The sequence below is a fragment of the Xaviernesmea rhizosphaerae genome (assembly GCF_001938945.1).
Lineage (GTDB): Bacteria > Pseudomonadota > Alphaproteobacteria > Rhizobiales > Rhizobiaceae > Xaviernesmea > Xaviernesmea rhizosphaerae.
Map to the genome: position 1 here is coordinate 83,477 of NZ_MKIO01000017.1, position 24,856 is coordinate 108,332.

A 24,856-nucleotide genomic window follows, 5' to 3' on the forward strand; every position below is an offset into this window, starting at 1 on the left:
GCAGCACCCATGCGCCGGATGCCCGTTCCGGATGAACGGACGCGTGAAGGATGCCTGTCCTGCCTCAGGCGGCAAAGGGCGGCGATTCGGGGGGATTTTGCGCAGGATCATGCTCATGCGGCGATGATGACCCCGCCGCTTGCATGGGGTCAAGGCCATGCGGATCAAAACCCGCGTGAATATCAGAAATTGTGAAAGTAAGTCTTATCCGTACCGCAGGCGCAGACGCAGACCTTGCCAGGCGCCTGCGTCTGCGAGCCGGACGTTGTGATCAGCCTCAGGCGCCGATGGCGTCGAGGATGCGGATCCAGGAGCGGATGCCCTTGTGGAACGAGGTCAACGCATATTTCTCATTTGGCGAATGGATGCGGTCATCAGACAGGCCGAAGCCGACCAGGAGCGAGTCCATGCCGAGCATGCGCTGGAAATCGCCGACGATCGGGATGGAACCGCCCATGCCGATGATCACCGCCGGCTTCGGCCATTCGTCCGAAAGCGCCGTCCTGGCAGACTGCAAGAGCGGCGAATCATAGGGCAGCTGGATGGCGGGCGATGCGCCATGTTCGTGGAAATGCGCCTTGCAATCGGCCGGAAGCCGCGCCTCGACATAGGCGCGGAAGGCTGCACGGATCGCCTGCGGGTCCTGCGCGCCGACCAGGCGGAAGGAGACCTTGGCGCTCGCCCTGGCGGCGATCACCGTCTTGAAACCGTCGCCGGTATAGCCGCCGGTGATGCCGTTGACTTCCGCCGTGGGCCGCGCCCAGACCAGCTCCAGGATCGAACGGCCCTGTTCGCCCGCCGGCACCGAGAGGCCAACCTCGCCCAGGAACTTCTCCGAGGTCTCGCCCAGCGTCTCCCAGGAGGCCTTGATCTGGCTCGGGGTCTCCTCGACGCCGTCATAAAAGCCCGGAAGGGTCACGCGGCCGGTCTCGTCATGCAGGCCGGCGAGGATGGTGGCGAGCACATGGATCGGATTGGCCGCCGCGCCGCCGAACATGCCGGAATGCAGATCCCGGTCCGCCGCCTCGATGGTCACTTCCTCGCCTACGAGGCCGCGCAGAGCGGCGGCGATCGCCGGGGTCTCGGCATTCCACATGCTGGTGTCGCAGACCAGCGCATAGTCTGCTTTCAATTCTTGGGCATGGGCTTCGAGATAGGGCTTGAGCGAGGGCGAGCCGGACTCTTCCTCGCCTTCGAACAGGATGGTGACGCGGCAGGGCAGGCGGCCATGCACGGCCTTCAGCGCCCGGCAGGCTTCGATGAAGGTCATCAGCTGGCCTTTGTCATCGGAGGTGCCGCGGCCGGTGATGACGGTTTTGCCCGGCGCGAGCTCCTTCAGCGCCGGCTCGAAGGGCGGCGCCTCCCACAGCGCCAGCGGATCCACCGGCTGCACGTCGTAATGGCCGTAGAACAGCACATGCGGCGTGGCTTCGCCGGCGCTCAGATCCTTGGCCAGCACCATGGGATGGCCGGGCGTGTCGTCGAGGCGGGCGTCGAAGCCCAGCTCGCTCAGCGCCGCGACGAGCCACTCCCCGGCCTTGCGGCAATCGGCCTTGTAGGCCGGATCGGTGGAAATCGAGGGGATGCGCACAAGCTCGAACAGCCGCTCGAGGCTGGCGGAAAGGCCGTCATCGGCCTGTTTCAGAACGGGAGTGAGGTCTGTCATGGCGGGTCTCCTTCAACGTCAGCCGCGCGGGCCTTCGGAAGGGAGGGAAGGAGCTGCGGCAAGGGTCGCTCGCAAAGCCGCCAAGTGGCAAGGCGCTGCGGACTTTGCATTGGAGTACACAGACCCGCTGGTCGAGGAAACCGGTTTTGTGCCCTTGGCGCTATTTCTGCTGGCCGCGCTCGATGGCCACGCGCATATATTCAATCATCAGCTCGCGCTCGAACTGGCGCAGTCCGGCAAGCTCCGCGGCATCGGCATCCTCGGCGGCCTTCTTGGCCTGTTCTTCCATGCCGCGCGCACGCTCTGTCAGAAAGATCAGTTGGGCGCGGCGGTCATTGGGATGCGGCCGGCGCTCCACCAGGCCGTCTCGCTCCATGCGCGACAGGGTGTTGGCGAGTGTCGCCTGCTCCACGTCCAGCCGGTCGACGAGCTGCTTCTGCGTCAGCCCCTCCTCGCTCCACAATTCCAGGAGGACGGGAAACTGCCCCGGCGCGAAACCAAGCGCGCGGGCGCGCTCCTGAAGGGCCCGCGCGAGGTTGCGGGCCAGGAGTCCTGCGAGATAGGTGGCGGAATGGTCGCGTCTGAATGTCATATGATCGAATGGCCTGACGGGTCTGCCTCCTGCGAGACTGACGAGGATCGGCACGCAACACGGCAAACGGAGCCGTGTCACGGCTGCACTGCAACCGACTTTAACGGCAATTCCTTAAGCGCCCGTAGAACAGACGCTTGGAATTTTCGGAAAGGATGACGGAAAGCCTCCTTGCAATCCTCAAGCCCGGCCGATCCATAAAACCGGAAACCGCCATGGCAGAGGCGGCGCCATGGCGGTTTGGTTGGAGATGGCCGGCCCGGAGAGGGGGTAGGCACATAAGGCCATCTCGGATCCGGATCGCGGCGGGGGACGGGGCCGCGGATCGGATCGGGACGGCCTTTTCGGCTGCCGTCCACGAGTGAGATTTGCGGCTTGAATTGTGGCAATTCAAGGATTTGCGGCGGCCGGAACGATTACAAATTCGTAAGCTTTTTGTGAGCGATCGGTGATGGACGGTCCGAATGCAGCAGCCTGCGACCGGGGCGGCCGGGTGGCGTGCCCTGTCCAGGGAAACCGGTGCGAAAGGGCTCGCGACGATCAGGGCCCGCGGCAGTGTCGGCCCAGGCCGGGCGACAGCTGCGGCGGGTCAATCAGGGGCGCCACACCATCAGTCAAGGTGGCGTGGTCGTCAAGGTCTCGTTACTTGCTCTTCTTGCCTTGGTCGTAGTGCCATTTGATGGCGAAGAACATGCCCGTGCCCAAGACCACGACCTTGAACGTAATGAAGACGACAAGAAACCAGTCCATGGTGTTTTGGTCATTCCGCTTGTTGATTCAGTCTTTCGATCCTGCGGAGCCCTACCGAAAAACCGGGTCCTCGGCAAATTCCGCTATGCTGTTGCAAGCAGCGTCGCCAGAAGGATTAGGGGAAGGACGAAAACAGGTCGACCCGCCAAGTCTGATGCGAAAACAGGAGCTTGCCGATCGCGCGGATGGCGATTTCAGCGGGCCGCTCCGCGCCAGGCTTGCCTGCGCGGCATTAGGACGCGGCATCCTTCTGCTGCGGGTCGCAATCACATTCTGGCACCGGCTGGCCGGCGCGCGCATCGGGCTGACAATCCTGCACAGGCCGATGCCCTATGAGAAAATGCGTTCAGCGCTTGTCGCGCGGGCCGAGATGGCCGAGCACGAGATTGATGCTGGCCATGACCAGCGTCATCAGGGTGAACAGCTCGACCAGCCGCGTGCCGTCCGTGCGCTCGAAGGGCCCGACGAACAGCACGAAGGCGGCGATCAGCCCGGCGGTGAGAAGCTGCAGCTCGATCGTGGCGACGACGCCGCGCTTGCCGTCATTGGCTTCGGGAAACAGGTGCCGCAGGCCCCGGCTCGCCAGCAGGAAGACCGGGGCGAACAGCATCTTGTGAAAGACGGTGCTGGACGGATCGCCCATCCAGACCGACAGGAGCCCGACGAGGCAGGCAAGGCCCGCGGCGATCAGATAGTTTTCGAGAGTGTCGAACGTCTTCATGCAAACCGTCAGCTGCGGGCTTCAAGGGGAGGGCGCGCCCACCTGCCCGCCGGCGCCGCCCCTCCCGGACAGGACCGCTGCGCGAGGCGCACCATGGCGCAATTATAAGGGGCCGCGCACGGCCCTGCAATGGACCTTTGCCCGCCGCCGCGCTATCCCTTGCCCCATGAAAAAAGGCGATCATCTCTTCCTCGTCGATGGCTCGGGCTTCATCTTCCGCGCCTTCCACGCCATTCCGCCCCTGACCCGCAAGTCCGACGGACTGCCGGTCAATGCGGTCTCGGGCTTCTGCAACATGCTGTGGAAGCTTCTGACCGATGCCCGGGACACCTCCGTGGGGGTCACGCCCACGCATTTCGCCGTGATCTTCGACTATTCCTCGAAGACTTTCCGCAATGCGCTCTATGACCAGTACAAGGCCAACCGCACCGCGCCGCCGGAGGATCTGGTGCCGCAGTTCGGCCTGATCCGCCATGCCACGCGCGCCTTCAACCTGCCCTGTATCGAGATGGAGGGCTTCGAGGCGGACGACCTGATCGCCACCTATGCCAGGCTTGCCGAAGAGGCGGGCGGCGATGTCACCATCGTGTCGTCCGACAAGGACCTGATGCAGCTCGTGACATCTTGCGTGTCGATGTATGACAGCATGAAGGACAAGCAGATCGGCATTGCCGAGGTCGTCGAGAAATGGGGCGTGCCACCGGAAAAGATGGTCGACCTGCAGGCGCTGACGGGCGATTCCACCGACAACGTGCCCGGCATTCCCGGCATCGGGCCGAAGACGGCCGCGCAGCTTCTGGCCGATTACGGCGATCTCGACACGCTCTTGGCCCGCGCCGGCGAGATCAAGCAGGCCAAGCGCCGGGAAAACATCGTCGCCAATGCCGATCTGGCGCGTCTCTCCCGTGAACTGGTACGGCTGAAGACCGATGTGCCGGTGCCGATGGCGCTGGAGGAGCTGCATCTGGAGCCGCAGGACGGGCCGAAGCTGATCGCCTTCCTCAAGGCGATGGAATTCACCACGCTGACGCGCCGCGTCGCCGCCGCCACCGAAAGCGATGCCGAAGCCGTCGAAGCCGCAAGCGTGCCGGTGGAATGGGGTGCCGCCGCCCATGGCCCCGATTTAGACAAGGGCACTGTTACAGCGAGTGGCGATCTGGCCGCAGGCGAGCTTGCCGAAGGCGCGTCTGGCGACAGCGCCGCGGATGCCGCCGCCGTCTTTGCCGGCAAGCCGCCTGCGCCTGCCGAGACCGCCCTCACGCCGGAGAGCCTGGCCGATGAGCGCGCCAATGCCTTCGGTGCGGCGAAGATCGACCGCGCGGCCTATCGGACGCTGACCGACATCGGCGCGCTCGAAGCCTTCGTCGCCGCCGCTCGCGAGAGCGGCGTGGTCGCCTTCGACACCGAGACCAATTCGCTCGATGCCATGCGCGCCGATCTGGTGGGCTTCTCGCTTGCCTACGCCGATCTCGCCGCCGATCCCTCGGGTCTTGCGATCCGCGCGGCTTACGTGCCGCTCAGCCACAAACAGGGCCATGGCGATCTTCTGGGCGGCGGTCTCGTCGAAGGGCAGATCCCGGCGGCGCAGGCGATCGCGGCACTGAAGGGGCTGCTTGAGGACCGCACGGTTCTGAAAGTCGCCCAGAATCTCAAATACGACTATCTCGTCATGAAGCGCGAAGGGGTGACGATCCACCCCTTCGACGACACCATGCTGATGTCCTATGTCGCCGATGCCGGCACCGGCACGCATGGCATGGACGTTTTGTCGGAACGCTGGCTGAACCATCAGCCGATCGCCTACAAGGACGTTGCCGGCAGCGGCAAGTCCATGGTCACCTTCGATCATGTGCCGATCGACCGCGCCACCGCCTATGCGGCGGAAGATGCGGATGTGACGCTCAGGCTCTGGTTCGTCCTGAAGGCGCGGCTCGCCGCCAAGCGGCTCAACACCGTCTATGAGCGGCTGGAGCGGCCGCTGGTGCCGGTTCTGGCCAACATGGAGGCGCGCGGCATCTCGATCGACCGGCAGATCCTGTCGCGCCTGTCGGGCGAGCTGGCGCAGAAGGCGGCCGCCATCGAGCATGAGATCTATGCGCTGGCCGGCGAGAGCTTCAACATCGGCTCGCCCAAGCAGCTCGGCGACATTCTCTTCGGCCGCATGGGCTTGCCCGGCGCCTCCAAGACCCGCACGGGGCAATGGTCCACCTCGGCCCAGGTGCTGGAGGATCTGGCGGCGGCCGGCCACGAGCTGCCGCGCAAGATCGTCGACTGGCGCCAGCTGACCAAGCTGAAATCCACCTATACCGATGCGCTGCCGGGCTTCGTCCATCCGCAGACGCACCGGGTGCACACCTCCTTCGCGCTCGCCGCCACCACCACGGGCCGGCTCTCCTCCTCCGAGCCGAACCTGCAGAACATTCCGATCCGCACCGCCGAAGGCCGCAAGATCCGCACCGCCTTCGTCGCGACACAGGGCCACAAGCTGATCTCGGCCGACTACAGCCAGATCGAGCTGCGCGTGCTCGCCCATGTCGCCGAGATCCCGCAGCTGCGCCAGGCCTTTGCCGACGGCATCGACATTCATGCCATGACCGCGTCGGAAATGTTCGGCGTGCCGGTTGAGGGTATGCCGGGCGAAATCCGCCGCCGGGCCAAGGCCATCAATTTCGGTATCATCTACGGCATCTCCGCCTTCGGCCTTGCCAACCAGCTGTCGATCGAGCGGAGCGAGGCGGGCGATTACATCAAGCGCTATTTCGAGCGCTTCCCCGGCATTCGCGACTATATGGAGGCGACCAAGGCCTTTGCCCGCGAGCACGGCTATGTCGAAACTATCTTCGGCCGGCGGGCGCATTATCCCGAGATCCGCTCCTCCAACCCTTCCATGCGCGCCTTCAACGAGCGCGCGGCGATCAACGCGCCGATCCAGGGCTCGGCCGCCGACATCATCCGCCGGGCCATGGTGCGCATGGAACCGGCGCTGGCCGAGGCCGGCTTCGACCAGCGGGTGCGCATGCTCCTTCAGGTGCATGACGAACTGATCTTCGAGGTCGAGGACGAGGATGTCGCTCGCGCCATTCCGCTGATCACGGGAATCATGGAGGAGGCCGCCCTGCCGGCGCTTGAATTGCGCGTGCCGCTGAAGGTGGACGCGCGCGCCGCCCAGAACTGGGACGAGGCGCATTAGAGCATCATCCGACCGCAGGGAAACGAGGACCGATCGGATCGTGCCTCGATTAAAAGGGCTGGGGGCGCTGGTCTGAGTCAATCAGATCGGCGCTCTAAGATCCAGGTCCGGGCGAAGCGGCGCCGAGGGCGCGCTGCCGCGTCCGTCGACAGGAAAGCCTTTCGCAGAACACGCACCAGAAGAGCCGCCGGAAAGGCGGCCGCAGAGGGTGTGGGGAACCAATGGGGCAAGGCAAAGCGCCGCCGTCAGGCGGTGCGCAGCCTTTCATCCCCGCCATAAAGGAGAAAGACCGTGACATCCTTCAGCTTTCCGGTGTTCGATCTCGGGGCCTTCGAGGCCTCCGAGGGGCCGGCGCGTGCGGCGCTCGGGGCCGAGGTCGATCGCATCTGCCGCGAGACCGGCTTCCTGGCGATCCGCAATCACGGCGTGCCGCAGGCGGTCATCGACGGCGTCTGGCAGGCGGCCAGGGCCTTCTTCGACCTGCCGCCGGAAGAGAAGCAGGCGGCACGCGCGCCTTACAAGGGCTATCCCTATGGCTATCTCGGCCCTGAACTCGAAGCGCTCGCCCGCTCGCGCGATGTCGACAGCCCGCCGGACCTGAAGGAGAGCTTCAATGGCGGCCCGCTGTCCGTACCGGAGGGCATGCGCGACGAGAAGGCCCTGTCCTTCTGCTATGCGCCGACGATCTGGCCGCAGGCGCCGGACGGCTTCGTCGCCGCCTGGACCGCCTACTACCAGGCGATGGAGGATCTGGCGGCCCGGATCATGCGGCTCTTCGCCGTCGCGCTCAACCTGCCGGAAGACTATTTCGCGCCCTTCATCGATGCGCCGATCTCGGCCCTGCGCGCGCTCAACTATCCCGAACAGCACGTGCCGCCCCGGGAAGGACAATTGCGGGCCGGCGCCCATACCGACTATGGCAGCCTGACGATTCTGCTGCCGCAGGAAGGCTCGCGCGGGCTGGAGATCATCACGCCCGACGGGCAATGGATCGCCGTGCCGCCGGTGCGGGGCGCCTTCGTCATCAATATCGGCGATCTCATGGCCCGCTGGACCAATGACCGCTGGGTCTCCACCCTGCACCGGGTCGTCAACCCGCCGTCGCAGGAGGGCGGCATGGACCGGCGCCAGTCGCTCGCCTTCTTCCACCAGCCAAACTGGCCGGCGGAAATCCGGGTGCTGGATGCCTGCACGAATGGTGAGCCGGCGAAATATCCCCCGGTGCTCTCGGGCCCCTATCTGATGAGCAAGTTCACCGCGACGGCGGCTTGAGCCATCAGGCGGCTTGCATGGCCCTGAAGCTCTGAAACAGCCGCCGGAGCGCGGCACGTCCCTCTGCCTCCAGATCGAAGTGGCGGCCGAACAGCAGCCAGTCGGTCACCAGCCCCTGCGCCATCCAGTGCAGGGTGCGGGTGGCGCAGGCGGGCGTCCACACGGGGGAAAGGAGCCCGCGCGTGTCGGCCTCGCGGAAGGCGGCTTCGAACAGGGCGTCATGCTCCTTGGCCATTTCCTGCTGCCGGGCCAGCACCGGCGCCAGTTCGCCGGAATAGTCGCAGCGCAGAAGGATGGTCAGCACCCGCTGGCGCTGGGCGTTGCCCGCCATCAGCGCGATCCAGCCGCCGACGGTCTGCTCGATCCAGGCCAGCACGTCGCAATTTTCACCGCAGCAGTCGCCATGCACCATGTCCTGCTGCGGCAGGGGCACCGTATCCGCAAGCGCCAGGAACAGGTCGCTCTTGTTGGCGAAATGCCAGTATATCGCTCCGCGGGTGACGCCGGCGGCGCGCGCCACCTCCTCCAGCGTGGAGGTGGACACGCCCTTCTCGTAAAAGACCTGTTCGGCCGCGGCGATGATCCGCGACCGGGTCTCCTCGGCTTCGGCCTTGGTGCGCCGCATGGCTCTACTCTGCCGGCTGGCCGTGAGAGGCCGGCGGCGTGGACGCCGCAGGCTCGGTCTTGCGCCGGCCGAAGACCTTCATGATGAACACGAAGAACACCGGCACGAAGAAGATCGCCAGAATGGTGGCCGAGATCATCCCGCCCATCACGCCCGTGCCGATCGCCCGCTGGCTGCCGGAGCTCGCCCCCGTCGCGATCACCAGCGGCAGCACGCCGAGGGTGAAGGCGAGCGAGGTCATCAGGATCGGCCGGAAGCGCAGATGCGCGGCCTCGATGGTGGCGTCTGCAAGCGACTTGCCGGCCTCCATCTGCTCCTTGGCGAATTCGATGATCAGGATCGCGTTCTTGGCCGAGAGGCCGATGATCGTGATCAGGCCCACCTTGAAGTAGACGTCGTTCGACATGTCGCGCAGCGTGACCGCCAGAACGGCGCCGATGACGCCGAGCGGCACCACCAGCATGACCGAAACCGGGATCGACCAGCTTTCATAAAGCGCCGCCAGGCAGAGGAAGACCAGGAGGCAGGAGAGCGCGATCAGGAGCGGCGCCTGGCTGCCGGACTGGATTTCCTGCAGCGACTGGCCGGTCCATTCATAGCCGAAGCCGCGCGGCAATTGCCCCATCAGCCGCTGCATTTCCGCGATCGCATCGCCCGAGGAATAGCCGGGCTTGGTGTCGCCGCTGATGCGCATGGAGGGGTAGCCATTATAGCCGACGATCTGCGTCGTAGACTTGATCCAGTCCACTGTGGCGAAGGAGGAGATCGGCACCATGCCGCCATTGGCATTGCGGACATTGAGGTTGAGCAGGTCCGCCGTCTGCATGCGCTGGTTCTGGTCCGCCTGAACGGTCACGCGCTGCATCCGCCCCGCATTGGGGAAGTCGTTGACATAGGTGGAGCCGAGATTGGTCGAGATCGTCGCATTGATATCGGCGAAGGTCACCCCGAAGGTGTTGGCCTTTTCGCGGTCGATGGTGATCACGGCCTGCGCGGCGTCGGGCATGCCCTCCACGCGCACACCGGCCAGGATCGGGCTCTTGGCCGCCAGGCCGAGCAGCTGGTCGCGCGCCTGGGCAAGCGCGGCCGTGCCCAGCCCCGCGCGGTCCTGCAGGCGGAAGGAGAAGCCGCCGGTCGTGCCCAGGCCCTGGATCGGCGGCGGCGACAGCGCGAAGCTGATCGCATCCTTGATCTGCGACATGGCCATGGTGGCGCGCCCGGCGATCGCCTGCGCCGCATCCTGCGGCCCGCGCTCGCCCCAGTCCTTGAGCGTGACGAAGGCGAGGCCGGCATTCTGGCCCGCGCCGAAGAAGGAGAAGCCGTTGATTGCGACGATGCGGCTGACACCCTGCTCCTTGCCGAAAATGCCTTCGGCCTGCTCGATCACCTCGTCGGTGCGGTGCCCGGTGGCTTCGGAGGGCAGCTGCATCAGCACGATGACGAAGCCCTGGTCCTCATCCGGAAGGAAGGAGGAGGGCAGGCGCACGAAAAGATAGCCGAGCGCGATCAGCACCACGAGATAGATCGCCATGAAGCGGCCGGTGCGCCGGATCAGCCAGGAGACCCAGCCGGAATAGCGATGCGAGGCGCGGTCGAAGCCGCGGTTGAACCAGCCGAAGAAGCCGCGCTTCTCATGGTGATGGCCCTTCTGCACCTGCTTGAGGAAGCTGGCGCAGAGCGCCGGCGTCAGCGACAGGGCGAGCAGCGCCGAGAACAGGATGGAGACCACCATGGTCAGCGAGAACTGCCGGTAGATCACGCCCACGGCGCCGGGGAAGAAGGCCATGGGAATGAAGACGGCGCACAGCACCAGCGTGATGCCGATGACGGCGCCGGTGATCTGGTGCATCGCCTTGCGCGTCGCCTCCTTCGGCGTCAGCCCTTCCTCCGACATGATGCGCTCGACATTTTCCACGACGATGATCGCATCGTCGACGAGAATGCCGATCGCCAGCACCATGCCGAACATGGTCAGCACGTTGATGGAGAAGCCCATGGCCAGCATGATGGCGCAGGTGCCGAGCAGCGCCACCGGCACGACGATGGTCGGGATCAGCGTGTAGCGGATGTTCTGCAGGAACAGGAACATCACGAGGAAGACGAGGCCCACGGCTTCGAGCAGCGTGTGCAGCACTTTCTCGATCGAGACCTGCACGAAGGGCGAGGTGTCGTAGGGGATCGAATATTCGACGCCTGCCGGGAAGAAGGCGGCGAGCTCGTCCATGCGCGCCTTGATCGCCTCGGAGGTCGCCAGCGCATTGCCTGTTGGCGAGAGCTGCACGCCGATGGCCGCGGAGGGCTGGCCGTTCAGGCGGGTGGAGAAGCCGTAGCTTTCCGCCCCCACCTCGACGCGGGCGACATCGCGCAGGCGCACGAGCGAGCCGTCGGAATTGGCGCGCAGAACGATGGCGCCGAACTCTTCCGGGGAGGAGAGCTGGCCCTTGACCAGCACGGGCGCGGCGATCTGCTGGGTGATGGGATTGGGCTGGGCGCCGATCGAGCCGGCGGCGACCTGGGCGTTCTGCGCCTGGATGGCGGCGGTCACGTCGCTGGAGGTCAGCTTCAGGCCGACCATCTTGTCGGGATCGAGCCAGACGCGCATGGCGCGCTGGCTGGCGAAGAGCTGGGCGCGGCCCACGCCGGGCACGCGCTGGATTTCACTCAGCACGTTTCGATTGAGATAATCGCCGAGGCCGATCGCGTCGAGCGACCCGTCGGTGGAGGTGAGCGAGATGATCAGCAGGAAGCCGGAGCCGGCTTCTTCTACCTGGACACCCTGCTGGTTGACGGCAGCCGGAAGGCGCGCCTCCACCCGGCGCACGCGGTTCTGCACGTCCACGGCCGCCTGGCCGGACTCCGTACCAGGCGCGAAGGTGACGGTGATTTCCGACGCGCCCGAGGCATTGGAGGTCGACTCGAAATAGAGCATGCCTTCGATGCCGTTCAGCTCGTCCTCGATCAGCCGGGTGACGCTCTGATAGGTGTCGGAGGAGGAGGCGCCGGGATAGGTGGCGCTGACGGTGATTTGCGGCGGTGCGACCTGCGGATATTGCGAGATCGGCAGCTGCGGGATCGAAAGCGCGCCGGCGACCATGATGAAGATGGCGACAACCCAGGCGAAGATCGGCCTGTCGATGAAGAAACTGGGCATCGGACGGATCCCTTAGTTCTGGCCGGCGGCCGGCGCGGCGCCACCGGACGGAGCCGCCGCATCGGCCTTGCCATCGGCGGGCGCACTGGACGGGGCCTGACCTGAAGAAGATTGGCCTGAAGAAGACGGCTCGGACGGGGATTGGCCCGATGACGCTTGGCCCGTTGAAGCCGGATTGCCGGCGGGTGCCTGGCCGGCCTGCGGCTGGCCGCCGTTCTCCTGCCCGCCGTTCTCCTGCCTGCCTTGCGGCTTCGCGTCGTCGCCCTTCTGCGGAGCGGCTGAGCCGCCCTGGCCGCCGGCGTTCGGATTCCATTCGCTGGGTTCGACCGGGGCGCCGGGGCCGATCTTCTGCACGCCTTCGACGATCACCTTGTCGCCGGGCTTCAGCCCGTCGGTAACGACCCAGCGGGTTCCCACCGTCCGGCCGAGGCCGAGCGAGCGCATCTCCACCTTGTTGTCGCCATTGACGACATAGGCGAGTGCGCGGCCGCCGGCATCGCGCTGGATGGCCTGCTGCGGAATGGCGATGGCATTGCGGTCGACGCCCTGCTGTACCTGCACGCGCACATACATGCCCGGCAGGAGGTCGCCATCGGGATTGGGAAATTCGCCGCGCAGGGTCACCTGACCGGTGGTCTCGTCCACGGCCGCCTCGCTGAACAGGAGCTTGCCCTTCTGCGGATAGAGCGTGCCGTCATCGAGCACCAGCTGCACCTCGGCCTCGTCCTTCGCCGTCATCAGCTGGCCGTCCTGCAGGGCCCGGCGCAGGCGCATCAGGTCGGTGGCGGACTGGGTGAAGTCGGCATAGACCGGGTCGAGCTGCTGGATCGTGGCGAGGTTTTCCGAACCGGAGGCACTGACCAGCGCGCCTTCGGTGATCAGCGCCCGGCCGATGCGCCCGCTGATCGGGGCGGTGACGCTGGCATATTGCAGATTGAGCCTGGCGGTGGCGAGCCCTGCCTCGGCGCCGCGCACATCCGCATCCGCCTGGGCAAGCTGGGCGAGCGCATCGTCATAATTCTGCTGGGTGGCGACATTGGAGCGGCGCAGCTGCTCCTGCCGCTCGGAGGTCTGACGCGCCTGCAGCTGCACGGCCTTGGCGCGCTCGAGCGTCGCCTGGGCGCTCTCCACCTGCACCTCGAACGGCGCGGGATCGATGCGGTAGAGCACGTCGCCCTGCTTGACCGTGGAGCCCTGCTCGAACACGCGCTCGACGATGATGCCGGAGACGCGCGGGCGCACCTCGGCCACGCGCGTGGCGGCGATGCGGCCCGGCAGCTCATTGATGACAGGCAGGCTTTCCGTCCTGGCGGTGACGACCGCCACCTGGGCGGGCGGCATGGCGGGCGCACCCTGCTGCTTGGCCTCCTCCTTTTGGCAGGCGGCCAGAAGGAGCGCGGTCAGCGCGAGGGCAGGGGTGAGACGGACGATGCGCATCGTCTGCATGAAAGGCTCCTTGGCGTCACGTCAAAGCGGCGCCGCAGCTGTCCGAAGCCGCGTCGCATGTCTAATATACAAGCAAGTTTGTATGTTACCGGTAGCGGTTACGGCCTCTATGCGCACTGCACAATTTCGTGAGCTGCGTCATGGTGGGCAGCCGGCGAAGAATAACAGACCAAATAAATACCAATATATGCGAGAAATTGCTTGCATTGGCAGGGAAATCGGAGTGAAACCAAACCGAAGCCGCACGTCTCTGCAGATGCTGGCAGCGCTTTGGTTTAAATTGGTATTGTCTGGAGGCCCTATGTCCGAATGGTGCATTGGCATCGACGGCGGCGGAACCAGCTGCCGCGCGGCGGTGGCGACATTACAGGGGCAGATCGTCGGGCGCGGCTTGAGCGGTGCCGCCAATATTCTCAGCGATTCGCCGACCGCGCGCCGCCACATCCTCGCCGCGGCCGAGGCGGCCTGCCGTGAGGCCGGTCTCGACCCGGCGGTGCTCTCTTCAATGCCCGCTCTTCTCGGCCTGGCCGGCGCCAATGTCGGCACCGTCGCCCGTGACATGGCGGCCGCGCTGCCGTTCCGCGAAAGCGAGATCGTCTCCGACGGCCTGATCGCGCTGGAAGGCGCGCTGGGTCCTGAGGACGGCACCATGGCGATCCTGGGAACCGGCACGGTCTATCTCACCCGCCGCGCCGGCGCCGTGCGCACGCTCGGCGGGTGGGGCTTTCAGCTGGGGGACCAGGGCAGCGGCGCGCGGCTCGGCCATGCCCTCCTGCAGGAAAGCCTGCTCGCCTTCGACGGCATGCGGCCGGGCTCGCCGCTGACCGCCGCCGTACTCTCCGACTTCGGCGATGACCCCGGCGCCATCGTCACCTTCGCCCGCGCCGCCCAGCCGGCCGATTACGGCCGCTTTGCCCCGCGCATCTTCGCCGCACTGGAGGAGGGGGACGCCGTGGCCGCCGATCTTGTGGCCGCGGGCGCGCGGCAGATCGATCAGGCGCTCGATGCCGCAGCCGGCGAGGGCGCAGCGCCCATCTGCCTGCTTGGCGGCTTGTCGCAGGCCTATCAGCCCCATCTGGCCGAGCGTCACCGCTTTCGCCTTGCGCCCGCCCGCGCCGATGCGCTGAGCGGAGCGGTATCGCTCTGCGTGGCCTGGCAGCGCGGCCTGTCGGATCCGGCGGGGATTTAACCAGGATGCGCGCGGGCCTGACGACGATCCTCTCGCCGCAAGCGCTGGACGCGGCCGGTCCGGGCCCGCTCTATCGCCGCCTGCGCCATGTGCTGGAGCAGGCCGTCGCCACCGGCGCGCTTGCCCCCGGCGATGCGCTGCCGCCGGAGCGCGATCTGGCGGAGGCTGTCGGCCTCAGCCGCGTCACCCTGCGCAAGGCGGTGGACGAACTGGTTCGCCAGGGCCTTTTCGAGCGGCGCCAGGGCTCCGGCACCTTCGTCGCCCGCCGCGCCACGCCGGTGGGCAAACCCGTCTCGCGGCTCACCTCCTTTACCGAGGACATGGCCCGGCGCGGGCTGATCAGCCGGCAGGAATGGCTGGAGCGCGGCCTTTTTCCGCCCTCGCCCGACGAGATGATGGTGCTGGGGCTGGCGGCGGATGCTCAGGTCGCGCGCCTGTCGCGTCTGCGCATCGCCGATGACGTGCCGCTGGCCCTGGAATGGGCGAGCATCGCCGCCGAATTCCTTCCCGATCCGATGCAGGTGACCGGCTCGCTCTATGCGGAGCTGACCCGTATCGGCGCGCGGCCGGTTCGAGCCGTACAGCGCATGTTCGCGCAGGGGATGAAAGAGGCGGATGCCGCCCTTCTGCAGGTCGCGCCCGGCTCCGCCAGCCTGGTGATCGAGCGGGTGGCCTATCTCGCCTCCGGCCGGGTGGTGGAGTTCACCCGGTCGATCTATCGCGGCGATGCCTATGATTTCGTGGCGGAACTGACGCTGCCGGAGACGGCGTGATGACGGCGTCCGCACACATTGCGAGGGGAAGCGCGCGGCTGAGATCCGCCGCCAGCCTTCGCGCACACTGAACCGCAATTTTGCCAAACCGCGGCCATGCAAGGCCCGACCCGAAGGACAGCATCATGACCCAGACCCATATGCGCCGAGAGATCAACGAGATCCCTGAGGCCGTGCAGCGCTTTCTCGATCAGTCCGGCCCGGCCGTCGCGGCTGCCGGCGCGGCCCTGCGCGAGAAGGATCCGGCCTTTCTCGTCACCATTGCCCGCGGCTCCTCCGACCATGCATCCCTGTTCCTGAAATATGCCATCGAGCTGACGGCCGGACGGCCGGTCGCCTCAATCGGCCCGTCGCTCGCCTCGATCTATGGCGCCCGGCTCAATCTGGCCGGCGGCGCGGCAATCGCCATCTCCCAGTCCGGCAAGAGCCCCGACATCGTCGCGCTGGCGCAGGCCGCCACCGACAGCGGCGCGCTGGGCATCGCGCTGACCAACACGCTGCCCTCGCCGATCGCCACGGCCATGGGCCATGCGATCGATATTGCCGCCGGCCCGGAACTGGCGGTGGCGGCCACCAAGTCCTATGTCAGTTCCATCGTCGCCGGTCTCGCCATCCTGGCGGCGTGGACGCAGGATCAGGCGCTGGAGCGTGCGTTGGCCGCGCTGCCGCAGCATCTGGACGAGGCGGTCTCGCTCGACTGGAGCCGGCTGGCCGCGCCGCTGAAGGATGCCGGCTCGCTCTATATGCTGGGACGCGGACCGGCACTCGCGATCGCCAACGAGGCGGCGCTGAAGTTCAAGGAGACCTCCGGCCTGCATGCCGAGGCCTATTCTTCGGCCGAGGTGCTGCATGGACCGGTGGCGCTGGTGGAAGGCGCCTTCCCCGTCATCGGCCTGGTGGCGCGCGATGCGGCGGAGGGGTCGGTGGTGGAGATTCTCGACGGCCTGCAGGCCAAAGGCGCACGCGCCTTTGCCACGTCGGGCCGGGCTGCCGGGGCGGTCAAGCTGCCCTATGTCGAAACGGGGCATCCGCTCACCGATGCGCTGGCGCTGGTCGTGCCCTTCTATGGCTTCGTGGAGTCCTGGTCCCGGGCCTGCGGTTTCAACCCCGATCAGCCGGTCGCGCTGAAGAAAGTGACGGAGACACGATGAGCGACATCAAGGCAATCGCCGGCGCCCGCATTTTCGACGGGCAGTCCTGGCATGAGGAGGCCGTGCTGGTCGTCAAGGACGGCCAGGTCTCCGGCATCGTTCTGCCGGAGGAGGTGCCGCCCGCCGCGCGGCGGGTGGATGCGGCAGGCGCGCTCCTGGTGCCGGGCTTCATCGATCTGCAGGTCAATGGCGGCGGCGGCGTGCTCTTCAACGACCTGCCGGAGATCGACGCGATCGAGCGGATCTGCGCCGCCCATGCCCGTTTCGGCACCACGGCGCTGCTGGCCACGCTGATCACCGACGGGTTGGAGGTGCGCGCCCGCGCGATCGAGGCCGGCCATCAGGCTCGCCTCGCCCATGTGCCGGGCTTTCTCGGCCTGCATCTGGAAGGGCCGCATCTGTCCATCGCCCGCAAGGGGGTGCATGATGCCAGCCTGATCCGGCCCATGAGCGAGGCGGATCTCGACGCCATGCTCGGTTGCGCCCATCTGGTCGAGCATCTGATGGTGACCGTTGCGGCGGAGAACGTCACCACCGACCAGGTCCGCCGCATGCGCGAGGCCGGCATCATAGTCAGCCTCGGCCATACGGATGCCGATTATGCGACGGTGCTGCGCTATGCCGAGGCCGGCGCCACGACAGTGACCCATCTCTACAATGCCATGAGCCCGCTCGGCCATCGACAGCCGGGCATGGTCGGCGCTGCCCTTGCCGATGGCCGCCTCTCCGCCGGCCTGATCGCCGATGGCTTCCATGTCGATCCCGTCGCGATCGGCATCGCGCTGCGCGCCAAGGTCGGACCTGGCCGGGTCTTCCTGGTGACCGACGCCATGTCGACCATCGGCTCCGACATGTCCGGCTTCCTGCTCAACGGCCGCGAGATCTTCCGCAAGGATGGCCGGCTGACGCTGGAGAACGGCACTCTGGCGGGCGCCGATATCGACATGCTCTCCTCCATCCAGTTCCTGCATGACGAGGTCGGCGTGGCGCTGGACGAGGTGCTGCGCATGGCTGCGAGCTATCCGGCCGATGTCATGGGGATCTCGGCGCGCAAGGGCCGGCTGCTGCCCGGTCTCGATGCGGACTTCGTCCTTTTGACGCCGGAGCTGGAGATGGTCGCCACCGTGATCGGCGGCCGCGAGGTCTACCGCGCCTGAGAAAAGAGCCGGCACGCGCGCCCGTCGGGTGCCGGCATTCAGAAGAAGGCAGCTCCCGGCCGTTTGTCAAACGCTTCCTCTGCCAAGCGCGGGGAGATCCGACGGGGCTCTCATCCGGCCGCACGAATCAGCTGCTCCAGTTCCATCGCGACCCTCAGCAGCCGGTCGTCCTCGTTGCGCGGCGCGGCCAGCTGGAAGCCGATCGGCAGGCTGCCTTCCGGGCCGCAGGGAATTGAGATCGCGCACATATCAAGGAAATTGCCGATCAGCGTGTTGCGCAGCATCAGCGCATTGGTGTGGTTGAACAGATCGTCGTCAAGCAGAAGCGGAACGAGCGGCGGCGCCAGCTGCGGCACCGTTGGATGGGCCAGGAGTTCGCCCGGGGCGAGAAGGCTGTTGAACTCGGTGATCAGCCTTTCCCGCTCGGCCTGCAGCGTCATGTAGTCGCTGAGCGCCATCCGCTCGCCCTGGCGCGCCCGCGCCACCATGCGCCGGTCCATTTCCACCACATTCGGGCTCGACAGGCGCTCGCGATGCAGAACAAAGGCCTGGGCGGAGGCGAGCGCGCCATGGCGACCCATCAGCTCGAAGATGGTCGAGAAACAGGACATGGGACGGCGCTCGACCGGGATGCCGCTGTCCGCGATCCGCCCGATGGCCGCATCGAAGGCATGGACCACAGCCGGCTCGCAATTGTCGAAGACGATGTTGGTCGGCACGACCAGGCGCGTGGGGCAGGCACGGCGCACCGGCAGGGCCAGGAGACAGCCGCGCAGACCGGCATCGATCATCACGGTGTCGCGCACGCTGCGCGTCAGCGGCCCGAGCGAATCCAGGCTGATGGCCAGCGGAAACACGCCGCGCATCGAATAGCGTCCGCGGGTTGCCTTGTAGCCGACAATGCCGGTCAGGGCGGCGGGGATGCGCACCGAGCCGCCGGTATCGCTGCCCATGGCCACCGCAAGCAGGCCCGTGGCCACGGCGACGCCGGAGCCGGAAGAGGAGCCGCCGGGGATCAGCGGCTCGTCGATCGAATGGGGATTAATCGGCGTGCCGTAATGCGGATTGATGCCCAGGCCCGAAAAGGCGAATTCGCTCATATTGGTCCGGCCGATGCTGACCATGCCGGCGTCGGCCAGCGTGGCCACCACATCGGCATCGATCCGCGCCTTCGGCTGGTCGGCAAGCACCGTCGAGCCCGCCGTCGTTACCGAGGCGTGCATGTCGAACAGGTCTTTCCAGCCGATCGGAACGCCGTCGAGCAATCCATGCGAGCGTCCCTCGCGCAGGCGCAGCCGGGCCGCATGCGCCTCCGCCAGCGCGCGCTCTCGTGTCAGGGTCACGAAAACCCCGTCCATGTCTTCGCGGTCGATCCGATCATAGATCGACTCGACAAGGTCCACCGGGCATAATGCGCCCATCTGCAGCAGAAAGGCGAGACTGCACAGCGAGGAGCCCGCCATCATCTCATGCTCGGTCCTCTCCGATCGGGACTTGTGCGTCGCAGCAGAACCGAATTTTTCAAACGGGCCAGACGTGCGCGGGAGAAGAGCGCTGACGTCCGAGGGCTTGATCACGATGGCATCTCCTGGATCACCAATGGAAAACACAATTTCGAATTATATTTTTCTAATAAAAAATTCTTATGCGATGCCGCACACTTGTATCTGCCACATTATTACATAACTTCAAAGTCCTCAGCGTCCGGATAGTTGCTATACCATCAATGGAAACAAAAAATGATTCTCCAATCGGCACGGCTTTCTTTTACAAATCTGCTTGCGCCGGAAACGCGCGCGGTGTTTTGGAAAGTTATTGGTCTGACAATTCTAATTCTCGTCGCCTTATGGTTCCTCCTGCGCGAGTTATTCGTGGCTTACGCAACGCCGCTCTTGGAGCAGTGGCTGCCTGGCATGGCCGGCTGGGAAGGATGGCTGATCTTCGTCGTCGCCATCCTGGCCAGTCTTGGTCTCGCGCTGGCGCTTGCCGTGATGATTGCACCTGCCACCGCGCTCGTCGCCGGCTTCTTTCTCGATGACATCGCCGAACAGATCGAGCGGCGGGATTATCCGGGCGAACCCGTGGGCCAAGCCCTTCCGCTCGGAACGGCCATCCGTGGCACGATCGCTTTTTTCGGCGTGGTCATCCTGGGCAACATCGTCGCGCTCCTGCTTCTGCTTCTGCCGGGCATCAACCTTGTCGCGTTTTTTTTGGTGAATGGCTATCTTCTCGGCCGGGAATTTTTCGAATTCGCGGCCATGCGCTATCGCAGCCCGCAAGAGGCGCGGCTTTTCCGCGCTCGCCACGGCACCACGGTCTTCCTGGCCGGCCTGGTGCTGGCCGCCTTCCTGGCCGTCCCCCTGCTCAATCTGCTGACGCCGCTCTTTGCCGCTGGCATGATGGTGCATCTGCACAAGGCGCTGACGGCGCGCGATGGTGCAAGGCTGGCTCAGGCCACCGCGGCGGGCAGCCTCAACCCGCCGGCCTGAGGCGGGCCTGGCCGGTGAGTTCGGATCGCGCGAAGCCGGCGTGTCAGGCGTCTTGTGCCGCAGAGGCCTCTTGCCCCGGAGCAGGCGAAAGCCGCTGCGCGATCAGCAGGGCAAGGCGGTCGGCCACGGCGGATTTGTCCAGCTCGGGCCAGTGCTCCACGCCGGCTGCGGAGAGGATCGCCACCTGATTGCGCGGGCCGCCCATGATCCCGGTCCCGGGCGAGACATCATTGGCGACGATGAGATCCGCGCCCTTGCTGGCGAGTTTGGCCCGGCCATTGTCGAGCACAGACTGGGTTTCGGCGGCAAAGCCGACGACCATGGCGGGGCGCTGGGCATGATGGCCGATGGTCTTCAGGATATCGGGATTTTCGGTGAGGCTGAGCAGGGGTGCGCCTTCGCCTGCCTTCTTCTTGATCTTCTCGCCGGCAGCCGTATCGACCCGCCAGTCGGCCACCGCCGCCACCATCACGGCGATATCGGCCGGCAGGGCGGCGAGCACGGCATCCAGCATCTCGCGCGCCGTTTCCACATGATGCACGGTCACGCCTGCGGGATCGGCCAGCGTTACCGGACCGGAGACGAGGGTGACATCCGCCCCGAGTTCTGCCAGGGCCGCCGCGATCGCATGCCCCTGCCGGCCTGAGGAGCGGTTGGCGATATAGCGCACGGGGTCGATCGGCTCATGCGTCGGGCCTGAGGTAACGATGGCCCGCCGGCCCGCCAGCGGCCGGTCGCGCCGCGCGTCACCCGCTCCCGCAGGACGAAGCAGTGCTGCTGCCGCGGCGGCGATCTCCGCCGGCTCGCTCATGCGGCCTTCGCCGCGCTCGCCGGCTTCCGCCATTTCGCCGATGCCGGGACCGACGACATGGATGCCGTCAGCCTTCAGCTGCATCAGATTGCGCCGGGTCGGCGCCTTGGCCCACATCACCGGGTTCATCGCCGGGGCGATCAGCACCGGCCGGTTGGTGGCCAGAAGCACGGTGGAGGCGAGGTCGTCGGCCAGGCCATGGGCCATCTTGGCCATGAGATCGGCGGTAACGGGCGCAACCAGCACCAGATCGCAGTCCCGCGCCAGGCGAATATGGCCCACATCCTGCTCGTCCTCGCGGGAGAAGAGATCGGTAAAGACCTTGTCTGCGGCGAGAGCGCCGACGGCGAGCGGCGTGACGAAGGCCTGCGCGCCCGCCGTCATGATCGGCCGCACCTCAGCGCCAGCGGCGCGCAGGCGGCGGATGAGGTCGAGGCTCTTATAGGCGGCGATGCCGCCGGCGATGATCAAGAGAATCCTTCGGCCGGAAAGGCTGCCCAGATCCTGTTCCGCGAAGCCGTCCATGCCTTCTCCTCTGCCCCACGCCCGATGCCGGCGCCTGACCCTGATCCGTCTCAGCTCTCCGGCTTGCCCGCCGCGACGGCCGCCGCGATGGCGCCCGTCAGCGATAGGCTGTCATAGGGCTTGCGCACCACCGGCACCCTTGCGAAGGCGCTCGGGATCATCGTGCTATTGCCGTATCCGGTGGCGAAAAGGAAGGGGGTGCCGTTGCGGATCAGGATCTCCGCCAGCTCGATCGAGGTTCCCGCGCCGAGATTGACATCGAGAATCGCCACATCAGGCCGGAAATCCGCCAGCTTGGCGATGGCATCCACCACCGAGGCGGCCGTGACCACCTGATCGACCCCCTGATCGGCCAGCATCCCCTCGACATCCATGGCGATCAGCATCTGGTCTTCGACCAGCAGCACGCGAATGCCGGGATCGAGCCGGGTCGCGGCGTCCATCGCGTTGCCGAGGCTCTGCTCGCCCGCAACAACTGGCGCGGTGATCGTCACATGGCGGGCCGGAATGCTGAACTGCGCTTCCACACCGCTGCGGGCATAGAGCACGCGGCTCTTGCCGCCGAGGTCATAGGGCAGGCTGCGGTCGATCAGCGCGGTGCCGAAGCCCGTGCGCGTCGGCGGCAGAACGGGCGGGCCGCCGCTTTCGCGCCAGTCGATCACGCAATCGCCCTGCTCGTCTTCATGCCAGGTGACCGAGAGATGGCCGCCCTGTTTCGAGAGCGCGCCATATTTCGCGGCATTGGTCGACAGCTCGTGCAGCACCAGCGCCATGACCGAAAAGGCGCGGGAATCGAGCAGCACCTTGGGCCCGCCCAGCAGAATAGAATCGGCATTCTGGCGGTAAGGCGTCAGTTCCGCGTCGAGAAGGTCCAGCAGGATGCCGCCGCCATCGCCGCGCACGACCTGATCATGGGCGAAGGACAGAGCCTGGATTCGGCCCTTGAGCGAGCGCACATAATCCTCCAAGCCACGATCCTGGCCAACGGGCTGGCTGACCAGCGACTTGATCAGCGCGAGGATATTCTTGACCCGGTGGTTCAGTTCCTCGTTGAGCATGCGCTGGCGCACATCGGCGCGGCTGCGTTCTTCGGCCATGAGTTCGCTATGGCGAAGGCCGATCTCGACCAGCGCCGAACGCGTGACCTCTGCGATTTCGCGCTCGGCCTCGGTCCAGGGTTGCGCCTGGAGATGCACCGTCTCCTTCCAGATGGCAAAGCTCTTGCGCGGCGTCAGCCGGTCGCCGAGCGGGCCGCTCTGATAGGTCTTGGTAGGATCGCCGGCCCAGTCGAGCGTCTGGATGAACTCCCGCCGGAAGAAGAACAGATAGTCGCGGTGGATCTGCGTCAGCGGCACGGCGAGAACGCCCGCCGCCTGCGCGCTATAGGTTTCCGCCTCGGAGAGGCGCTGCGCCAGGCTGTGGGTGGCCCAGACCCGGCCTTCCGCCACCGTTCCCATCATCCGGAGCAGGCCGGGCACAGCGGAGGCGGGCGGCACTGTGCCGAAGACGGTCCAGCTCCCGTTCAACCAAAGGCCCACGCCGTCGCAGGGCATGAGGGTGGCGAAATCGGCCAGGCTCTCCTTCAGAAGCGCGCCGATATCGCTGTGGTGCGACGCGATGCGCAGGAAGCGGTCGAGCGAGGCGCGGGCGTGGCTGGCGGTCTTCAGCTTTTCCTTCTGCTTCAGCGACTGAAGATGCAGGGAGAAGAATTCGCCGAACATCTCCGCCGCCACACGGTGCGCCATGCCGAGCACCAGAGGACGATAATGATGGCAGGCGATCAATCCCCATAGCTTGCCATCTATGATGATGGAGATCGACATGGAGGCGGAGACGCCCATATTGCGCAGATATTCGCAATGCACCGGCGACACGCTGCGCAGATGCGCATAGGACAGATCCAGCGGCTCGCCCGAAATGTCGATGACGGGCTCGATCGGCACGCGCGCCGCATCGACATCGCCGATGATGCGGATGGTGTTGCGGACATAGAGCTCGCGCGCCTGGCGTGGAATGTCGCCGGCGGGGAAATATTGTCCGAGGAAGCTTTCGAGATCGCCGCGCCGGGCTTCGGCCACCACGCGGCCGGCGCCGTCCTCCTCGAATCGATAGACCATCACCCGGTCATAGCCGAGCATGCCGCGCACGAGGCGCGACGCCTGGCGCACCAGGAGATCGGTGTCGGTAATCTCGCCGATCCGGCCGATCAGCATGCGTGCCATCTGCAGCGGCTGGCCGACCGTTTCCGGCTCGAGCTCGATGGTCACCACCGATTTGTAGAGATGGACGGCGATGTCGAACGGGCCGCAGCGCGTCTGAAGTCCCTGCAGCAGGGCTGGCCGCGCGCCCTCCCGGAGTGCGGCCACGACATTGCGCAATGTGTGTGCGGCGTCGTCGCCGAGAACGTCTTCGAGCATCCGGCCATTGACCGAACCTTCGATGCCCGTGAGCGCGGAAAGATTGGCCGAATGGCGCAGGATCTGCCCGGCGCGCGCATCGAGCGCCATCAGGCAGCCATGTGGCTGGATGTTGCCGGGAATATGGATGGGTTCCCGGTCGCAATTGGTCAGATCGACGGTGTCATGCGCCATGAAGGGCCTGCCTGAAGGCTTCTCGCGCTTCGGCGAAGGCGGCGCGGGACGCCAGCGCGACCTCGTCGATTTCGATCGCGTCGGCGGCTTCGAGTGTGTGGAGAAAACGCGACCAGCGATCGCTGCGCATGGCCTGCACGGCCAGATGGCGTGCGCCATAGACCTCGCTGAGCCCCAACGCCTGGGCGCGCTGATAGAGCAGGCGGGCGCCAAGCGCGGAGCCTTCCAGAACGTACAGCGTGCCCAGAAGCGTGGCGGCAGAGTGCTCTTGGCCGTCTGAGGCCGTATCTGCGACGGCCGGGGAGACGGGCAGCACGATGCCGAGATCTTCCTGGTCGCGCTGGATCAGCAGGCTGAATTCCTGCAGCGGAAAGGTTTCGAGTGCCGCAGGCCACAAGGCCTGGCGCAATCGTGCTTCGATTGGCGCGCGAAAGGCGCCGATACCGACCAGATACCGCTTATAGGCATCGAGACTGTCGAATGGACCGATCATCCGGTCGAGAGCCTCATGGGCCTCGGCCGTGCGTTCGCGCAGGAGGAAACGCCGGCTCGAGCCGGCTTGAGAAGAAGATCGGGACACAGGTCAGCAATTATCCACAGCACTGCCAAATGTTTAAAAATGCGATGCCGCGACTTTTGTTCCGTCCTCCTGCGTTCTTGTGCGTGCTTCCGGCATGACGGCACATCCGTGAAAACACAAAAGAGATGCCGTGGACCCTCACGGTTTCCGGCAGTTCTCCCCCCTTTTTTATCAAAG

17 protein-coding genes are annotated in these 24,856 nt (G+C 66.1%); 7 read left to right on the forward strand and 10 right to left on the reverse strand.

Annotation, left to right across the window (positions count from 1 at the left end):
* Positions 1 to 277: 277 nt before the first annotated feature.
* The 3 genes from BJF92_RS01340 to BJF92_RS01350 form a co-directional block, all read right to left on the reverse strand.
* A complete protein-coding gene (locus BJF92_RS01340; protein ID WP_075632963.1) occupies positions 278 to 1,666 on the reverse strand; it encodes a dipeptidase in 1,389 nt (462 codons plus the stop codon).
* A gap of 160 nt (positions 1,667 to 1,826) precedes the next feature.
* Positions 1,827 to 2,258, reverse strand: coding sequence for a MarR family winged helix-turn-helix transcriptional regulator (locus BJF92_RS01345; protein ID WP_075632964.1), 432 nt, complete (start codon positions 2,256 to 2,258; stop codon positions 1,827 to 1,829).
* A gap of 1,096 nt (positions 2,259 to 3,354) precedes the next feature.
* Positions 3,355 to 3,729: a hypothetical protein gene (locus BJF92_RS01350; protein WP_075632965.1), complete on the reverse strand. Its 375-nt coding sequence runs from the start codon at positions 3,727 to 3,729 to the stop codon at positions 3,355 to 3,357.
* 166 nt (positions 3,730 to 3,895) lie between these two features.
* Here BJF92_RS01350 and polA point away from each other — a divergent pair, with 166 nt between their 5' ends.
* Together polA and BJF92_RS01360 are read left to right on the forward strand one after the other, a co-directional pair.
* Positions 3,896 to 6,919 (forward strand): DNA polymerase I, encoded by a 3,024-nt coding sequence (polA, locus tag BJF92_RS01355; protein WP_075632966.1) that lies wholly within the window; start codon positions 3,896 to 3,898, stop codon positions 6,917 to 6,919.
* A gap of 291 nt (positions 6,920 to 7,210) precedes the next feature.
* Positions 7,211 to 8,191, forward strand: coding sequence for an isopenicillin N synthase family dioxygenase (locus tag BJF92_RS01360; protein ID WP_075632967.1), 981 nt, complete (start codon positions 7,211 to 7,213; stop codon positions 8,189 to 8,191).
* A 4-nt stretch (positions 8,192 to 8,195) separates the two neighbouring features.
* Here the strand turns inward: BJF92_RS01360 and BJF92_RS01365 are convergent, their stop codons facing one another.
* From BJF92_RS01365 to BJF92_RS01375, 3 genes are read right to left on the reverse strand one after another with little or no spacing between them, the layout of a single operon-like run.
* The gene (locus BJF92_RS01365) at positions 8,196 to 8,816 is read right to left on the reverse strand and encodes a TetR family transcriptional regulator (protein ID WP_075632968.1); all 621 of its coding nucleotides are present in this window, start codon (positions 8,814 to 8,816) and stop codon (positions 8,196 to 8,198) included.
* Positions 8,817 to 8,820: 4 nt separating this feature from the next.
* The gene (locus BJF92_RS01370) at positions 8,821 to 11,967 is read right to left on the reverse strand and encodes an efflux RND transporter permease subunit (RefSeq protein ID WP_075632969.1); all 3,147 of its coding nucleotides are present in this window, start codon (positions 11,965 to 11,967) and stop codon (positions 8,821 to 8,823) included.
* Positions 11,968 to 11,979: 12 nt separating this feature from the next.
* On the reverse strand, positions 11,980 to 13,404 hold the full coding sequence (locus BJF92_RS01375) for an efflux RND transporter periplasmic adaptor subunit (protein WP_078057788.1): 1,425 nt from the start codon (positions 13,402 to 13,404) through the stop codon (positions 11,980 to 11,982).
* A gap of 310 nt (positions 13,405 to 13,714) precedes the next feature.
* On the opposite strand from BJF92_RS01375, the gene BJF92_RS01380 reads away from it, so the two are divergent.
* The 4 genes from BJF92_RS01380 to nagA all read left to right on the forward strand — a co-directional run bounded on the left by BJF92_RS01380 (position 13,715) and on the right by nagA (position 17,683).
* Complete coding sequence (locus BJF92_RS01380; protein ID WP_075632970.1) at positions 13,715 to 14,602, forward strand: glucosamine kinase nucleotide-binding domain-containing protein; 888 nt, start codon at positions 13,715 to 13,717, stop codon at positions 14,600 to 14,602.
* Positions 14,603 to 14,607: 5 nt separating this feature from the next.
* The gene (locus BJF92_RS01385; RefSeq protein ID WP_075632971.1) at positions 14,608 to 15,375 is read left to right on the forward strand and encodes a GntR family transcriptional regulator; all 768 of its coding nucleotides are present in this window, start codon (positions 14,608 to 14,610) and stop codon (positions 15,373 to 15,375) included.
* A gap of 125 nt (positions 15,376 to 15,500) precedes the next feature.
* A complete protein-coding gene (locus tag BJF92_RS01390) occupies positions 15,501 to 16,526 on the forward strand; it encodes an SIS domain-containing protein (RefSeq protein ID WP_075632972.1) in 1,026 nt (341 codons plus the stop codon).
* The gene (nagA, locus tag BJF92_RS01395) at positions 16,523 to 17,683 is read left to right on the forward strand and encodes an N-acetylglucosamine-6-phosphate deacetylase (protein WP_075632973.1); all 1,161 of its coding nucleotides are present in this window, start codon (positions 16,523 to 16,525) and stop codon (positions 17,681 to 17,683) included. The genes BJF92_RS01390 and nagA overlap by 4 nt, the downstream gene beginning before the upstream one ends.
* Positions 17,684 to 17,793: 110 nt before the next feature.
* On the opposite strand, the gene BJF92_RS01400 is transcribed toward nagA, so the two are convergent.
* Entirely contained in the window at positions 17,794 to 19,149 is a 1,356-nt protein-coding gene (locus BJF92_RS01400; protein WP_075632974.1) for an amidase, read from the reverse strand.
* Positions 19,150 to 19,422: 273 nt separating this feature from the next.
* Here BJF92_RS01400 and BJF92_RS01405 point away from each other — a divergent pair, with 273 nt between their 5' ends.
* Positions 19,423 to 20,172, forward strand: a complete 750-nt coding sequence (locus BJF92_RS01405) for a sulfate transporter family protein (RefSeq protein WP_075632975.1) — start codon at positions 19,423 to 19,425, stop codon at positions 20,170 to 20,172.
* Between the two features lie 43 nt (positions 20,173 to 20,215).
* Here BJF92_RS01405 and coaBC read toward each other — a convergent pair whose 3' ends face one another.
* From coaBC to BJF92_RS01420, 3 genes are read right to left on the reverse strand one after another with little or no spacing between them, the layout of a single operon-like run.
* Positions 20,216 to 21,508 carry a bifunctional phosphopantothenoylcysteine decarboxylase/phosphopantothenate--cysteine ligase CoaBC gene (coaBC, locus tag BJF92_RS01410; protein WP_075632976.1) on the reverse strand — a complete coding sequence of 431 codons (1,293 nt, stop codon included), beginning with the start codon at positions 21,506 to 21,508 and terminating at the stop codon, positions 20,216 to 20,218.
* Between the two features lie 50 nt (positions 21,509 to 21,558).
* Entirely contained in the window at positions 21,559 to 24,099 is a 2,541-nt protein-coding gene (locus BJF92_RS01415; protein ID WP_075632977.1) for an HWE histidine kinase domain-containing protein, read from the reverse strand.
* A complete protein-coding gene (locus BJF92_RS01420; protein ID WP_075632978.1) occupies positions 24,089 to 24,679 on the reverse strand; it encodes a biliverdin-producing heme oxygenase in 591 nt (196 codons plus the stop codon). Before BJF92_RS01420 ends, BJF92_RS01415 begins: the two co-directional genes overlap by 11 nt.
* Positions 24,680 to 24,856 lie beyond the last annotated feature (177 nt).

Bases quoted from the DNA above. Each gene is read 5' to 3' on its own strand.
- BJF92_RS01340 (WP_075632963.1), bottom strand. From the start codon at position 1,666: ATGACAGACCTCACTCCCGTTCTGAAACAGGCCGATGACGGCCTTTCC.
- BJF92_RS01345 (WP_075632964.1), bottom strand. From the start codon at position 2,258: ATGACATTCAGACGCGACCATTCCGCCACCTATCTCGCAGGACTCCTG.
- BJF92_RS01350 (WP_075632965.1), bottom strand. From the start codon at position 3,729: ATGAAGACGTTCGACACTCTCGAAAACTATCTGATCGCCGCGGGCCTT.
- polA (WP_075632966.1), top strand. From the start codon at position 3,896: ATGAAAAAAGGCGATCATCTCTTCCTCGTCGATGGCTCGGGCTTCATC.
- BJF92_RS01365 (WP_075632968.1), bottom strand. From the start codon at position 8,816: ATGCGGCGCACCAAGGCCGAAGCCGAGGAGACCCGGTCGCGGATCATC.
- BJF92_RS01370 (WP_075632969.1), bottom strand. From the start codon at position 11,967: ATGCCCAGTTTCTTCATCGACAGGCCGATCTTCGCCTGGGTTGTCGCC.
- BJF92_RS01375 (WP_078057788.1), bottom strand. From the start codon at position 13,404: ATGCGCATCGTCCGTCTCACCCCTGCCCTCGCGCTGACCGCGCTCCTT.
- BJF92_RS01380 (WP_075632970.1), top strand. From the start codon at position 13,715: ATGTCCGAATGGTGCATTGGCATCGACGGCGGCGGAACCAGCTGCCGC.
- BJF92_RS01385 (WP_075632971.1), top strand. From the start codon at position 14,608: ATGCGCGCGGGCCTGACGACGATCCTCTCGCCGCAAGCGCTGGACGCG.
- BJF92_RS01390 (WP_075632972.1), top strand. From the start codon at position 15,501: ATGACCCAGACCCATATGCGCCGAGAGATCAACGAGATCCCTGAGGCC.
- nagA (WP_075632973.1), top strand. From the start codon at position 16,523: ATGAGCGACATCAAGGCAATCGCCGGCGCCCGCATTTTCGACGGGCAG.
- BJF92_RS01400 (WP_075632974.1), bottom strand. From the start codon at position 19,149: ATGATGGCGGGCTCCTCGCTGTGCAGTCTCGCCTTTCTGCTGCAGATG.
- BJF92_RS01405 (WP_075632975.1), top strand. From the start codon at position 19,423: ATGATTCTCCAATCGGCACGGCTTTCTTTTACAAATCTGCTTGCGCCG.
- coaBC (WP_075632976.1), bottom strand. From the start codon at position 21,508: ATGGACGGCTTCGCGGAACAGGATCTGGGCAGCCTTTCCGGCCGAAGG.
- BJF92_RS01415 (WP_075632977.1), bottom strand. From the start codon at position 24,099: ATGGCGCATGACACCGTCGATCTGACCAATTGCGACCGGGAACCCATC.